Source organism: Collinsella aerofaciens (assembly GCF_028209885.1).
GTDB classification, from domain to species: Bacteria; Actinomycetota; Coriobacteriia; order Coriobacteriales; family Coriobacteriaceae; genus Collinsella; species Collinsella aerofaciens_BA.
In genome coordinates this window covers 1-14,926 of record NZ_JAQLEM010000017.1, presented here as the reverse complement: position 1 = coordinate 14,926, position 14,926 = coordinate 1, and the positions used below count along the sequence as shown (strand labels likewise).

General features: G+C 62.8%; 9 protein-coding genes. 6 read left to right on the top strand and 3 right to left on the bottom strand.

The window, feature by feature from the left end; genetic code table 11:
• Positions 1–391: 391 nt before the first annotated feature.
• The gene (locus PMX21_RS05735; RefSeq protein WP_271758624.1) at positions 392–1,051 is read right to left on the bottom strand and encodes an RluA family pseudouridine synthase; all 660 of its coding nucleotides are present in this window, start codon (positions 1,049–1,051) and stop codon (positions 392–394) included.
• A gap of 15 nt (positions 1,052–1,066) precedes the next feature.
• On the bottom strand, positions 1,067–3,559 hold the full coding sequence (locus tag PMX21_RS05730) for a peptidase U32 family protein (protein ID WP_271758622.1): 2,493 nt from the start codon (positions 3,557–3,559) through the stop codon (positions 1,067–1,069).
• Between the two features lie 299 nt (positions 3,560–3,858).
• On the opposite strand from PMX21_RS05730, the gene PMX21_RS05725 reads away from it, so the two are divergent.
• Positions 3,859–4,236, top strand: a complete 378-nt coding sequence (locus PMX21_RS05725; protein WP_271758620.1) for a RidA family protein — start codon at positions 3,859–3,861, stop codon at positions 4,234–4,236.
• A 124-nt stretch (positions 4,237–4,360) separates the two neighbouring features.
• On the opposite strand, the gene PMX21_RS05720 is transcribed toward PMX21_RS05725, so the two are convergent.
• Positions 4,361–5,017, bottom strand: coding sequence for a helix-turn-helix transcriptional regulator (locus PMX21_RS05720; protein ID WP_271758618.1), 657 nt, complete (start codon positions 5,015–5,017; stop codon positions 4,361–4,363).
• A 352-nt stretch (positions 5,018–5,369) separates the two neighbouring features.
• Between PMX21_RS05720 and PMX21_RS05715 the strand changes: the two genes are divergently transcribed.
• The 5 genes from PMX21_RS05715 (at position 5,370) to xdh (ending at position 14,746) form a co-directional block, all read left to right on the top strand.
• A complete protein-coding gene (locus tag PMX21_RS05715; RefSeq protein WP_055285183.1) occupies positions 5,370–6,764 on the top strand; it encodes a uracil-xanthine permease family protein in 1,395 nt (464 codons plus the stop codon).
• 196 nt (positions 6,765–6,960) lie between these two features.
• Complete coding sequence (gene ssnA, locus PMX21_RS05710) at positions 6,961–8,316, top strand: putative aminohydrolase SsnA (protein WP_271758617.1); 1,356 nt, start codon at positions 6,961–6,963, stop codon at positions 8,314–8,316.
• A 149-nt stretch (positions 8,317–8,465) separates the two neighbouring features.
• Complete coding sequence (gene ygfK / locus PMX21_RS05705) at positions 8,466–11,465, top strand: putative selenate reductase subunit YgfK (protein ID WP_271758615.1); 3,000 nt, start codon at positions 8,466–8,468, stop codon at positions 11,463–11,465.
• A gap of 11 nt (positions 11,466–11,476) precedes the next feature.
• Entirely contained in the window at positions 11,477–11,956 is a 480-nt protein-coding gene (locus PMX21_RS05700) for a 4Fe-4S binding protein (protein ID WP_195364342.1), read from the top strand.
• Positions 11,957–11,968: 12 nt separating this feature from the next.
• Positions 11,969–14,746 carry a selenium-dependent xanthine dehydrogenase gene (gene xdh / locus PMX21_RS05695; RefSeq protein ID WP_271758613.1) on the top strand — a complete coding sequence of 926 codons (2,778 nt, stop codon included), beginning with the start codon at positions 11,969–11,971 and terminating at the stop codon, positions 14,744–14,746.
• Positions 14,747–14,926 lie beyond the last annotated feature (180 nt).

The following is a 14,926-nucleotide window of genomic DNA, read 5'->3' as shown; positions in this document are numbered from 1 at the left end:
CCTGTCCCCATTGTGGTGGTTAGCAACGGAAACCGAGTAGTTTTCTCAATAGAAAAGCGGCAACGTCCATCACGGGCGTTGCCGCTTTCGTTGTCTACCGGTTTTGTCTAAGTCTGTAACAACTGGACCGCTAAAAGTGGGCTAGGTGTTACAGATCGAGATACTTCCGAGCCGCACCGTCCCTTTGTCTCAATCTGTAACATCTGGGACCGATTTTGCCGAGTTATTGTTACAGATTGAGATTTTTCCTTGAGAGGGATTCGAATGTCTCGATCTATAACAAATAGACCGGAAAATGGGTTCTAACTGTTACAGATCGAGACGTTTTGGGACCGCGGCTGAGCCATTGCGGCAAAACTACCACAAAGGTGCCTGTCCCCATTGTGGTGGTTTAGGGCTCCCAGGGGCAGGGGGCTTCGATATAGATATGCTCGCCGGTTACGGGATGCGTGAAGGACACGCTGTGGGCGTGGAGCATCAGGCCGCAGGGGCGCGGCGTTCCGTACAGGTCGTCGCCAACCAGGGGATGACGCTCGCTCGCCAGATGCACACGGATTTGGTGCTTGCGGCCGGTGAGCAACTCGACATCGATATACGAGCGCGTGGGCAGGCCACGACGGCTCTTAAGACGTTTGAGCACCTTGACGCGCGTTTGAGACGGCTTGCCGCTGGCGCCGACGCGCATCTTTCGGCTGTCGTGACGGTCGCGGGCGATGGGCTTGTCGATGAGCTTCTCGTTCCAGTCGATCTTGCCCTCGGCCAGCGCCAGATAGTGCTTTTCGAAGGCGTGGTCGATGACCATTTGGTCAAAGGCGGGCTGCGTCTGTTTGTCGAGCGAAAACAACACCACGCCGGTGGTGTTGCGGTCCAGGCGGTTGAGCGGCTGCATGTCGGTCGCGGCAAAGCCGTCACCCATCGCCAGCAGCAGGTCGCTGGCGTAGTCGGTGAGCGTGCGCTCGCCGGTGCCGTCGCCGTGGACGATCATGCCGGCGGGCTTGTCGATGGCCATGAGCCAGGCGTCGCAGTAAAGGACTTGAGGTTCTTCGTTCACGTGTAAGCCTTTCGGTTAGCTAATTCCCACAAACATGCAGCCCGAGGTGGCGCCGCGCAGGCGGGCGGCGGGCTTGCGGCCGGCCTGTGCTGCTTCGACGGCACGACGGACGCGGGCGACGGCACGGCCCACCTCATCTGTCTCGAGCAGCGTTCCGTCTACCATGAGACGACGCACGCCGGCATCGAGCAGCTGAGGAACCTGCGGCGTGAGGTCGATGGGGTAGGCGTCGTACAGGCGAGAGCGGCCATGGATGTCGGTGCGTACGGGCATGACCTTGCCGTCGATATTCTTGAGTGACAGCTTGCGGGCGCGCAGGCGGCAGTTAGCGCAATCGTGGATGCAGCCGTTGGCCACCTGCAGGATGCAGTGCTCACTCGTCATAACGCGCGGGCGGCCGAACACAGTGATGCCCAGGGCTGCGGGCGCGGCGGTGCCAAGCGAGACGATCTCGTCGAGCGTGATCTCGGGCGAGAGCCAAAACGCACCGGCTCCGCGCTCGGCAAGTGCCTCCATGCAGGGCGTGTTATGCACCGGCAGGCAAGAGCGAATCTCGGCCGTGGCGCCGGCATGAGCGGCTACGGCGAGCTCGGAGATATTGCCGACGGCGACGGTGGCTCCGGCATTGATCCAAGGATCGACGCGCTCGTGGTCGACGGCGCGGCAGACCTCGTCGAGTACGGGCACGATACCCTGCTCAAATGCATCGGCAGGGGAGAGTCCGACAGCCTCGAGCGCGTCGGTGGTCATATAGATGCGCGTTGCACCCTCCGCGCGGGCTGCCTCGGCGGCCTCGAGCGAGGTGACGGTGGCGCAGATCTGCGGCTCGTCGCGGTAGTGCTCGGGCATGGGCCGCGTACATTTGTCGAGCACCGGCAGCTCGAGCGTGCGGGCACGCTCGTCATACGGTGCCAGAATGGCCTCCTCCAGCGCCTTGCAGGCGGCGGCGCGCACCTTGTGCACAGCGGAGAAGCCCATGCCGCAGCCCTTATCGAGCGCCACATCAAAGCTCGCTGCCTCGAAGGGCGAGGAGCCCATGCGGCCCACATGCTCAACCAGGTCTGCCGCCTCGACGGCACGGGTCTTGGCGGCCTCGACGGTGAAGCCCGTGCCCGTGGCCGTAAGCGATGGGTCGTCGCAGCAAGTAAGCGTGACGGCAAACGGTTCACCCAAACGTGCCACGACGGTTACATCCACGGCGCGACGGCGCAGCACATCGCGCTTGAGCGCGGCGCCGGCGGCGTCAATGGCACGCTGACTGCGAATCACGCGGACGCGGCAGCCCTCAGGCATGCTGCGGGGAACGCGACATTCGATGATGTCGCCCGCGGCGGCATCATCGGCGGCGATGGTGGTCAGGAATTGGTCGAACTCATCGTCGTGGCGAAGCTCCAGCAGGTCGCCCTTGCCCACGGGCTCAAACAGCTCAATGCGGGCGATGGCGGCGCGGCGACGGCGGTCGTCGGGCTTAAGGCCGCGCACATCGCGGTTGGCCGGGCGGCTGCCCAGCACCGTGCCCACGATCTGGCCGCGGTTGTTGGAACGCTCATAGCTCATCATCTCATCGCCCGAGGTGCCGTCCTGATAGGCGTGCGTAAAGTCGCGGTTAAAGCAGCGCTTGAGCTGTCGCTGGCGGGCCGCATCCTCATCCTTAGAGGTCGAAACATCGGCCAGCATGTCATCAATCTGATGACGATACACGTCGACGATGGAATACACGTAATCGGGGGCCTTCATGCGGCCCTCGAGCTTGAGCGATGCGGCGCCGGCGTCATACAGACGGCGAACAAGCTGCGAAGTGTTGGTGTCGCGCGGGCACAGCGCGCGCTCGCGACCGGCAGGGGAGAGCGAGCGGCCGTTCTCGTCAATTAGCTCGTAGGGTAGGCGGCAGGGCTGGGCGCACATGCCGCGGTTGGCCGAGCGGCCAGCCATGGCAAAGCTCGACAGCAGGCACAGACCCGAGTAGCAAAAGCAGATGGCACCGTGGCTAAAGACCTCAAGGTCCACATCGGGCGCGGCGTCGTGGATGGCGGCGATCTCGTCGATGGAGAGCTCGCGCGAGAGAGTCACGCGGTCGGCGCCCTGCTCGCGGCACCAAAGCGTTCCGCGGTCGTCGTGGATGTTTGCTTGGGTCGAGATGTGCGTCTCGATGCCGGGCATGGTGCGCTTGACCTCAAAGAACAGGCCCCAGTCCTGGATGATGAAGGCGTCGGCGCCCAGCGTGGAACAGCGATGGATGAGTTGCAGCGCATCGCCCATCTCGGACTGCTTGATGACGATGTTGACCGTGACGTAGACGCGCGACCCGGCTAGATGTGCGGCGCGGCAGGCCTGCTCAAAGGCCTCGTCGGTAAAGTTGGTGGCCTTGCGGCGGGCGTTGAAGCTGCCCATGCCGCAATAGATGGCGTCTGCCCCCGCGGCGAGTGCGGCGGCAAAGGGCTCGGGCCCTCCGGCGGGCGCTAAAAGCTCGGGCCTGCGGTTAGTGGTTCGGCTGGCGGTTGCGGTCATATCCTGCCTTTCAAAATGCTCAGATATTCAAAAGTATAGTGGCGTCGCTGCGGTGGGCGACGCCCGCAGCCTAAGCAGGACAAAGTCTTCAGCAGCTTGGACTGGCTGCTCCACATGAGAACCGTTCAGCGGTTCGGAGAAACCGTTGGGCGATAAAATATTCTCGCAAGCTGATAATATTCTTGCATCGCACGGAAACCTTGAGTACTATCCCAATCAAGCGCGGTGTTCAGACCGAATTGTGCCTCCCGGTGCGAACGCCGCGCTCACGCTCTCTATCTGATCGTAAGGAGAAAAACATGAGCAAGACCGTCGTGTCTTCCGATAACGCACCGGCCGCCATCGGCCCGTATTCCCCCGGTATCCAGGCCGGCAACATGGTGTTCCTGTCCGGCCAGCTGGGCATCGACCCCGCGACCGGCAAGATGCCCGAGGGCGTCGAGGCCCAGGCCAAGCAGTCCCTCGCCAATGTCGAGGCCCTGCTGACCGCTGCCGGCGCCACCTTTGCCGATGTCGTCAAGACCACGGTCTACCTGGCCGACATCGCCGACTTCGCCGCCGTGAACGAGATCTACGCCTCCGAGTTCGAGGCCCCGTTCCCCGCGCGCAGCGCCTTCCAGGTTGCCGCCCTTCCGGCTGGCGGTCTGGTCGAGATCGAGGTCGTCGCCGCCCTCTAAGGTGTTGGCAACAACTAAACATGACATGCAAAAAGACCCTGCAGCGCGTGCGAGCTGCAGGGTCTTTTGTCAAGCGATGCGACAAAAATGGTCCGTTTTCCTCCGTCCCCAAGGAGTCAGCGGGTTAGCCTTCCTTGCGGACTTTTTGCAGGTAGCGGTAGACGCTGGGCTCCGAGATGCCCAGCGCGGTGGCGGCGCAGGCTACGGCGCCCTTGAGCATGAACACTCCGTTGCCGTTGAGGTGGCGAATGACGTCCACGCGGTCGCTTTGACCAAGCGACGCCACATCCAGCCCGCGAGCGCTCAGCAGCTCGGCAATGCTGCGGTCGATGAGCTCCTGTGTGGACTCCGAAAGGCTTTCGACCTCGATAGAGGCGGGCTCCGTGCGCGTCGGCGCCGCGTCAAAGCAGGCCATAAGCTGCTGCGCCATGGCGTTGATGGAGCGCACGGTCGAGAGGTCGGTGTTGACGCAGAGCATACCGACGATCTCGTCATTTTCGCGGATAAAGTACGTCGCTGACTCCAACGTCTTGCCGCCGGCACCGCGCCCCTCGTAGCCCGTAATAAACGGCAGGTCGCGATACTTGGCGTCGTGCATGATCTTGAGTGCCAGATCGGTGGCGGGACCGCCGACCTTGCGGCCGCTCACGATGCCGTTGCGAATATCGACGATGGCGTGGTCGGGATCCGAGAAATCGTGCAGCACGATTTCGCTGTTTTTGCCGAGTATCTGCTCCAGAAAATCGACCATCGGCAAAAAGCGACGTACGGTCTCGTTCACGGGCAACTCCTTTGGGCGAAATCGGAAATGTTCATAACAATTTTTTATCATGGTAACACGCTGCCCACCATCTCGTATATCCGCAGGTACATGACGTAATAGAGACGAACGGTAGGAATTTGGCGGTAAACGGTCGACCAAAAGAAAAGTTAGATGTTATTTTGAACAGACACATTCCTGACCTGCGGAAATGCATTGTCTCAGCTGAAGAATAGTCTGATAACAAAAAATTATTATTGAGAATGAGAATCATCTTTAATACGATATGCAACGAAGGCACAACCTCAACCCCGCACTGCGTCACAATAGAGCGTTAGATGCGAAAACAACTACTTCGAGGATTGGTGGTCAAATGACCCAGGAGACGGTTACGAACGGCACTGAAGCCCTGTTCACTCGCGAAGGCATGCCGCCCGTTAAGGAAATGATCCCGTGTGCCCTTCAGCATGTACTGGCATCGTTTGCCGGCATCATTACCCCGGCGGTCATCATGGCCGGCGTCTACGGCTTTAATAGCCAGCAGAGCACCGACATCATTCAGGTTGCGCTCATTCTTTCGGCAATCGACACGGCCCTTCAGGCCTTCGCTCCCTTCCGTCGCATCGGCGGCGGCCTGCCCATCGTCATGGGCGTTTCGTTCGCGTTCCTGCCGGCCCTGCAGGCCATGGGTGCCTCGGGCTTTAGCTTTGGTGCGCTGCTGGGCGGCGAGATCGTCGGCGGCGCCGTTGCGGTCCTCTTTGGTCTGGCCTACAGCAAGATCAAGTGGCTGTTCCCGCCCGTCGTGACCGGTACGGTCATCTTCTCCATTGGCGTCTCTCTCTATCCCACGGCCGTCAAGTATATGGCCGGCGGTATGGGTACGCCGTTGTGGGGCACCCCGCAGGCCTGGTGCGTCGCTCTCATCACCTTCGCCGTGGTCTTTGCGCTCGCCAACTTTGGCAAGGGCACGCTCAAGTTGGGATCCGTGTTCTTTGGCATGATCGTTGGTATGATCGTCTCCATCCCCTTTGGCATGATCGACTTCTCCAGCGTCGCCACCGCTCAGGTCTTCGCTCTTCCCAAGCTCATGCCCTACGCGCTCGAGTTTGATCCCGAGGTCTGCATTACCCTCGCCGTCGTGTTCCCCATGGTTGCCATCCAGGTTATCGGTGACGTCTCCGCCGCCTGCCTGGGCTCCATCGACCGTATGCCCACCGAGCGCGAGCTCTCCGGCGCTATCGTGTCCCAGGGCCTCACCTCTATGGTCGGCGGCCTGCTGGGCGGTCTTCCCACCAGCGCCCTTGGCCAGAACGTGGGCATCATCTGCTCCAACAAGGTCGTCAACAAGTGGGTCTTTGTGATCATTGCGGCCGTCTTTGCCATCGCCGGTCTGTTCCCGCAGCTCTCTGCCGTCCTTTCCGCTATCCCGCAGCCCGTCATCGGCGGCGCGACCGTCGGCGTCTTTGGCACCATCACCATGAACGGCGTGCGCATGTTCACCCGCGAGGGCCTCACGCAGCGCACTACCACCATCGTCGGCACCTCCGTCGTCTTTGGCCTGGGTATCTGGATGGCCAGCGGTTGCCTTGCCGGCGAGGGTATGCCCGCCTGGGTGTCCACCGTCATCGGCTCCAATGCCGTAACCCCCACCGCCATCATGGCCATTGTCCTTAACCTGATCCTTCCGCAGACGCCGGTCGTGGCTCAGCACATCGATGCTGCCAAGGACGCTGCCGTGGATCTGGTCTTGCCCGAGAGCAAGAAGTAACCAATTCGGTGCTATTCGTCGGCGGACGCATCGCCTCGTCCGCCGACGCCATGCGGCGCCAAGCCGCACTTCAAAGGGCTTGTCCCTTTGGTGAAGCGTTGACGGGAGAGGGCCCGTTTCCGGTGTAGGCCGGCGCTTCGCACTTCCGCCATGTCAGAGGTGTCAAACCCCGCCTCTGATGTTGAAGGGAGCATTTATGCTTCTGGTCGCTAACGGTTCCGTCTTTACCCGCAACGCTCAGACCCCGTTCATTCCAAACGGTGCGGTCGCCATTGACGGAGATACGATCGTCGAAGTGGGCCCCGAGCGCGAGCTCAAGGCCAAGTACCCGGATGCCGAGTACGTCGATGCCCAGGGCAACCTCATCATGCCCGGACTCATCAACTGCCACACCCACATCTACTCGGGTCTGGCCCGCGGCCTCGCCATTAAGGGCTGCAACCCCACCAACTTCTTGGAGAATCTTGAGCAGCAGTGGTGGAAGATCGACGACAACCTGACGCTCGACGGCACCAAGGCCAGCACCTATGCCACGATTTTGGACTCCATCCGTGACGGCGTCACCACGATCTTCGATCACCATGCGAGCTTCTGCGAAATCCCGGGAAGCCTCTTTACCATTAAGGACGCAACTCAGGAGCTGGGCATGCGTTCGTGCCTGTGCTACGAGGTCTCTGATCGCCGCGGCCAGGAAAAATGCGACCAGGCCATTGCCGAGAACGCCGAGTTTGCCCAGTGGGCCGCCAAGGAGCGTCGCGATAACGATAACCACATGATCGCCGCCATGTTTGGCGGTCACGCCACCTTTACGCTGTCGGACGAGACCATGGACAAGATGGCCGAGGCCAACAACGGCTTGACCGGCTTCCACATCCATGTGTGCGAGGGCATGAACGACGTGTGGGATTCCCGCCTCAACCGCGGTGGCATCAGCCCGGTCGAGCGCCTGCTGCAGCACAACCTGCTGGGTCCCGACACCATGCTGGGCCACTGCATCCACGTGACGCCTGCCGAGATGGATATCGTCAAGGAGTCCGGCACCTGGCTCGTCAACAACCCCGAATCCAATATGGGCAACGCCGTGGGCTGCGCCCCCGTGCTCGAGTTCTTCCGCCGCGGCATCCCCGTGTGCATGGGCACCGACGCCTACACCCACGATATGCTCGAGAGCCTTAAGGTCTTCCTGATTATTCAGCGCCACAACGCCGCCATGCCCAACGTGGGCTGGTGCGAGGCCATGACGATGCTGTTCGAGAACAACGCCAAGATGGCGAGCAAGTACTTCGATCGCAAGCTCGGTGTGCTAGAGGCCGGCGCTGCCGCCGACGTTATCGTTATGGACTACAAGCCCTTTACGCCGCTGAGCGAGGAGAATATCGACGGCCACATGCTCTTTGGCATGATGGGCAAAAACTGCCGCACCACCATCATCAACGGCCGCGTCCTGTACAAGGATCGCGAGTTCGTTGGCATTGATGAGGACAAGATCAACGCGTGGACCACGGCCGAGTCCAAGAAGCTCTGGAGCACGCTCAACGATCGCACCTACTAATTCACAAGTAGATTCGCGCGCGTCGGATGTTTCGCCACATCCGGCGCGCGCATAGGCGGCCTCCGCGGGGTCGCCGGCGCTGTGCTAGCGCTACACCGAATTTGCGCCCGCCGCGCGGTCTCGCCGGGCGTTACAGAGAGGAGCTCACTATGAGCGACATCATGAGGCCGATCCCGTTTTCGCAGCTGATGAACTGGATCATCGAGGAGCACAAGACTCAGGGCGCCGTCTTTGGCGTGCGCAAGATGGTCACGACCAACCAGGAGGGCGCGCTTCCCATTTTTGACGAGCGCATCGAGACTCCGTTTGGCCCGGCCGCCGGTCCCAACACGCAGCTTGCCCAGAACATCGTGGCCTCTTATGTGGCCGGTTCCCGCTTCTTTGAGCTTAAGACCGTTCAGGTTATGGACGGCGAGGAGCTCTCCAAGTGTGTGAACAAGCCCTGCATCGTGGCGCAGGACGAGTGCTACAACTGCGAGTGGTCGACCGAGCTCGAGGTTCCGCAGGCCTTTGCCGAGTACGTGAAGGCATGGTTTGCCTGCCACCTGATCGCTCGCGAGTACGGCCTGGGCAGCCCGGACGGCTTTGTCTTCAACATGTCCGTGGGTTATGACCTCGAGGGCATCAAGAGCCCCAAGGTCGATGCGTACATTGAGGGCATGAAGGACGCCAGCGGCTCCGAGGTTTGGAACGAGTGCCGCACGTGGGCGCTCGCTAACCTGGACAAGTTTGAGCATGTCGATGCCGCGTTTGTCGAGTCCATCCCGGCGCGCGTCTCCAACTCCATTACCGAGTCTACCCTGCATGGCTGCCCGCCGGCGGAGATCGAGCGCATCGCGACCTATCTGATTACCGAGAAGGGTCTCAACACCTACATCAAGTGCAACCCCACGCTGCTGGGCTATGAGTTTGCTCGCCAGCGCCTCAACGAGCTGGGCTTTGACTACATCGTCTTCGATGACACGCACTTCCGCGAGGACCTGCAGTGGGCCGATGCCGTGCCTATGTTCGAGCGCCTGATTGCCCTGTGCGCCGAGCGCGGCCTGGAGTTTGGCGTCAAGCTGACCAACACGTTCCCCGTCGACGTGACGAGGAACGAGCTACCCTCCACCGAGATGTACATGTCCGGCCGTTCGCTGTTCTCGCTGACCATCGAGGCTGCCCGCCGCATTACCGAGCAGTTTGATGGCAAACTGCGCATCAGCTACTCCGGCGGTGCCACGGTCTACAACATCCGCGCCCTGTACGATGCCGGCATTTGGCCCGTCACCCTGGCGACCGACGTGCTCAAGCCTGGTGGCTACGAGCGCTTTAGCCAGATGGCCGGCGAGTTTACCGACCTGGACGGCAAGCCGTTCGCGGGCGTCTCTCTCGAGGCCGTGACTGCGATCCAGACCGACTCGCTCGCCAATCCGCTCTACAAGAAGCCGCTGCGCCCGCTGCCCGACCGCAAGGTCGCCGGCAAGAGCCCGCTTTCCGATTGCTTTACCACGCCGTGCCGCACGAGCTGCCCCATCCAGCAGGATATTCCCGCCTATCTGGCGGCTGTTGACGAGGGCCGCTACGAGGACGCGCTCAACATCATCATCGAGCGCAACGCTCTGCCGTTCATTACCGGCACCATCTGCCCGCATCCCTGCGGCTGTGCCTGCGAGCGTGCGTTCTACGAGCCCGAGGGCGCCCAGATTCGCGCCAGTAAGCTCAAGGCCGCCCGCGAGGCCATGACCGCCGTGCTGCCCAAGCTGCGTGCCCAGGCCATCGCAAACGACGGCGAGCGCAACGTTGCCGTTATCGGCGGCGGCCCGGCCGGCCTGGCGACGGCGTTCTTCCTGACGCGTGCCGGCGTGCCCGTCACCATCTTTGAGGCCCGCGATTCGCTCGGTGGCGTGGTCCGTCACGTGATTCCCGAGTTCCGCATCGCGAGCGACGATATCTCCCACGATGCCGAGCTCTGCCTAGCCTTTGGCGCCAAGGTGCAGCTCAACGCTCGCGTGGATTCCATCGACGAACTCAAGGCTCAAGGCTTTACCGACGTGGTCGTGGCCACCGGTGCCTGGATGCCCGGCTCTGCGGGCTTGGGCGAGGGCGCCGAGCTCGATGTGCTGGAGTTCCTCGAGGCCGCCAAGAAGGGCGAGAAGCTCGAGCTGGGCGAGGACGTCGTGGTCATTGGCGCCGGCAACACCGCCATGGACGCGGCCCGCGTGGCCAAGCGCCTGGCCGGCGTGAAGAACGTGCGCCTGGTGTATCGCCGCACCAAGAAGCAGATGCCCGCCGACGAGGAAGAGCTCGATCTTGCTCTTGCCGACGGCGTTGAGTTCTGCGAGCTGCTGGCACCTAAGGCGCTCAACGGCGCCGTGCTGACCTGCGACGTTATGGAGCTTGGCGAGCCGGATGCAAGCGGCCGTCGCAGCCCCGTCGCCACGGGCGAGACCATCGAGCTTCCCGCCACCACGGTGATCTGCGCCGTGGGCGAGGGCATCGATGCCAGCCTGTACGATGCCGCGGGCGTCGAGCACGACCGTCGCGGCCGCCTTGCCGCCACCTCCACCGGCGTCGAGGGCGTCTGGGCTGCGGGCGACTGCCGCCGCGGTCCTGCCACCGTGGTCGAGGCCATCGCCGATGCCGCCGAGGTCGCTCGTGCCATCGCCGGCGTGGACTTTAACAAGTACGCCGACTGTAACGAGCAGGCCGGCCGCGAGGACACCTGCTACGAGCGCAAGGGGTCGCTGTGCCGCGACAAGCGCAACTGCACCAAGACCCGCTGCCTGGGCTGCGGCTCGGTGTGCGAGGTCTGCTGCGACGTGTGCCCCAACCGCGCCAACGTTGCCATTAAGGTGCCGGGCCTGGCCAAGCATCAGGTCGTCCATGTCGACGGCATGTGCAACGAGTGCGGCAACTGCGCCGTGTTCTGTCCCTACCAGGAGGGTCGTCCCTACAAGGACAAGCTCACCCTGTTCTGGAGCGAGCAGGACATGGAGAACTCCGAGAACGAGGGCTTCCTGGCGGTGGACGAGGACCACTTTAAGGTCCGCGTGGCCGGCACGGTCCGCACCGTCTCGGTCGATGCCGTCAACACCGGTCTTCCCGAGGCCGTCCGCCTGACCATCAGGGCTGTGCGCGACAACTATTCGTACCTTCTTAAGAAATAGGCGAGTCTCTTATGGCCAAATCCATTCAACATAACGTGGCCTACGTTGCCTGCGGAAGCGGTTGCGCCTCCGCAGGCGGCGACGCCCGCTGCAGCGAAGGCTGCATTGGCTGTGGCGCTTGCGTCGCGGCCTGCCCCCACGGCGCCATTGCGCTGGTCGATGGCATCGCCCGCGTGGATCGCTCCAAGTGCACGGGCTGTGGCCTGTGCGGCATGGCGTGCCCGCAGCGCGTGATTGCCTTCGTTCCCGGCTACCAGAACATTCTGGTGCGCTGCAACAACACCGATAAGGGCGCCATTGCGCGCAAGATCTGCGACACGAGCTGCATCGGTTGCGGTATGTGCGCCAAAAAGTGCCCTGCCGGCGCTATCCGCATCGAGGACAACTGCGCCCATATCGACGGCGTGGACTGCCTGTCGTGCGGCATGTGCGCCGTCGTCTGCCCTCATGGCGCCATCCACGACCGCACCGGCATCGCCGCCGGCGTGTAGAAGGGAATCACCATGGCACAGGAATTCACTTTTACCGTTAACGGCGTCGAGCGCACGACGACCCAAAACAAACCGCTGCTGCGCTACCTGCGCGACGACTTGCATATCCATTCCGCCAAGGACGGCTGCTCCGAGGGTGCCTGCGGTACCTGCACCATCCATGTGGACGGTGCGGCTGTCAAGGCGTGCGTGCTGACCACCGCTCTTGCCGCCGGCCGCAACATCGTGACCGTCGAGGGCCTGCCCGAGGACGTGCGCGAGGCCTTTGTGTACGCCTTTGGCGCCGTGGGCGCCGTGCAGTGCGGCTTTTGCATCCCCGGCATGGTCATGGCGGGTGCGGCGCTCATCGCCGAGGACCCCGAGCCCACCGAGGAGCAGATCAAGTACGCCATTCGTGGTAACGTCTGCCGCTGCACCGGCTACAAAAAGATTATCGAGGGCATTTCGCTGGCAGCTGCGGTGCTCCGCGGCGAAAAGCAGATCGACGAGGACCTGGAGCGCGGCGATGACTACGGCGTGGGCAAGCGCGCCTTCCGTATCGACGTGTGCAAGAAGGTGCTCGGCGAGGGCAAGTATCCCGACGACATCGACGAGCTCGATCAGCCGGGTCTGACCTATGCCAGCGCCGTGCGCTCCAAGTATCCGCGCGCCCGCGTGCTCTCCATCGACACCTCCAAGGCCGAGGCCCTGCCCGGTGTGGTGGGCATCCTGCGCGCCGAGGACGTGCCGGTCAACCAGGTCGGCCACCTTATCCAGGACTGGGACGTCATGATCGCAGCGGGCGATATCACCCGCTGCGTGGGTGATGCCATTGTGCTGGTGGTCGCCGAGGACGAGGCGACGCTCGAGAAGGCCAAGAAGCTCGTAAAGATTGATTACGAGCCGCTGGAGCCCGTGCGCAACATCGCCGAGGCCAGGGCCGCCGACGCCCCGCGCCTGCACGACAGCTTCTTTGCCTTTGGCAACACGGTGGAGCTCAAGGACAACGTGTGCCAGAGCCGTCACGTGACGCGTGGCGACGCCGCCAAGGCGCTGGCAGAGAGCGCGTTTACCGTGACGCAGCGCTTTACCACGCCCTTTACCGAGCATGCCTTCTTGGAGCCCGAGTGCGCCGTGGCCTTCCCGTACAAGAACGGCGTCAAGGTGCAGTCGACCGACCAGGGTGCCTACGATACGCGCAAAGAGTGCGCCCACATGTTTGGCTGGGATAGCGAACCCGAGCGCGTGGTTGTAGAGACCATGCTCGTAGGTGGCGGCTTTGGCGGCAAGGAGGACGTGTCCATTCAGCATCTGGCCGCGCTCGCCGCATATAAGTTCCAGCGTCCTGTGAAGTGCAAGCTCACGCGTGCCGAGTCGCTTGCTTTTCATCCCAAGCGTCATGCCATGGACGGCACCTTTACGCTGGGTTGCGACGCCGAGGGCAACTTTACCGGTCTGGATTGCGAGATTAACTTTGATACCGGCGCCTACGCGTCGCTGTGCGGCCCGGTGCTCGAGCGCGCCTGTACGCACGCCGTCGGCCCCTACAAGTACCAGAACACCGACATTCGCGGTTTTGGCTACTACACCAACAACCCGCCCGCCGGTGCGTACCGCGGCTTTGGCGTTTGCCAGTCCGAGTTTGCGCTCGAGAGCCTGATCGACCTGCTGGCCGAGAAGGTCGGCTTGGATCCGTGGGAGATCCGCTACCGTAACGCCATCGAGCCGGGCGAGGTTCTGCCCAACGGCCAGATTGCCGACTGCTCCACGGCGCTGAAGGAGACGCTGCTCGAGGTCAAGGATGCCTACTACGCGCATCCCGGACACGCCGGCATCGCCTGCGCCATGAAGAACGCCGGCGTGGGCGTGGGCCTGCCCGATGCCGGCCGCTGCAAGATCCGCATCGAGAACGGCGTGGCCGTGGTCTATGCCGCCACGTCCGACATCGGTCAGGGCTGCAACACCGTCTTTTTGCAGGACGTTGCCGAGGCCTGCGGCCTGCCGCTTCGCTGCATTGCCAACGGCGAGTGCTCCACCGAGAACGCTCCCGACTCCGGCACCACGTCCGGCTCGCGTCAGACGGTCGTGACCGGCGAGGCCGTGCGCGGTGCCGCCTTCCTGTTGCGCGATGCCATGGTTGGCATCGAGGCCGGCAAGCCCGCACCCGATGCTCCCGTGAGCGCGCATGGCGACGGCGTCAAGATTGAGTACGACGACGGTCGCGCCTATCAGCTGCGCACACAGGAACTCGTCGCCGGCCAGGGCATGCATCCTCAGGATCCCGCGACCGCCATCAAGGCGCTCGAGGGATGCGAGTTTGGCTACGTGTACCTGGAGCCGACCGACAAGCTGGGCGCCGACGTGCCCAACCCCAAGAGCCACATCTGCTACGGTTTTGCCACGCATGTGGTTATTCTGGATGATGACGGTCGCGTGAGCGAGGTCTATGCCGCGCACGATTCCGGCAAGGTGGTCAACCCCATCTCCATCCAGGGTCAGATCGAAGGCGGCGTGCTCATGGGTATGGGCTATGCGCTTACCGAGGACTGGCCGCTCAAGGACTGCGTGCCCCAGGCAAGCTACGGCACGCTCGGACTGTTCCGTGCGCCCGAGATTCCGGATATCCATGCCATCTACGTGGAGAAGGACGAGCTGCTGCCCGTGGCATACGGCGGCAAGGGCATCGGCGAGATCGCAACGATCCCCACGGCGCCCGCCGTACAGAACGCCTACCGCGCGTTTGACGGCATGCTGCGTCCCGATCTGCCCATGGTGGATACGCCCTACAGCCGCGTCCGTCGCCGCGGGTAGGGTAGAGCGTGGACGGCCATTGTTGACGGGCCGTTCGCGCTCAACATCAACTACATACGCTGCGCCTTTGGCCCCGGCTCCATCGCGAGCCGGGGCCTTTTGTTTCAAGACTTTAGTCTGCTGGCCGCGCAGCGGCCAGCTTTAAACCACCCGCTACGCGGGTGGAGACAAACGGCTTTA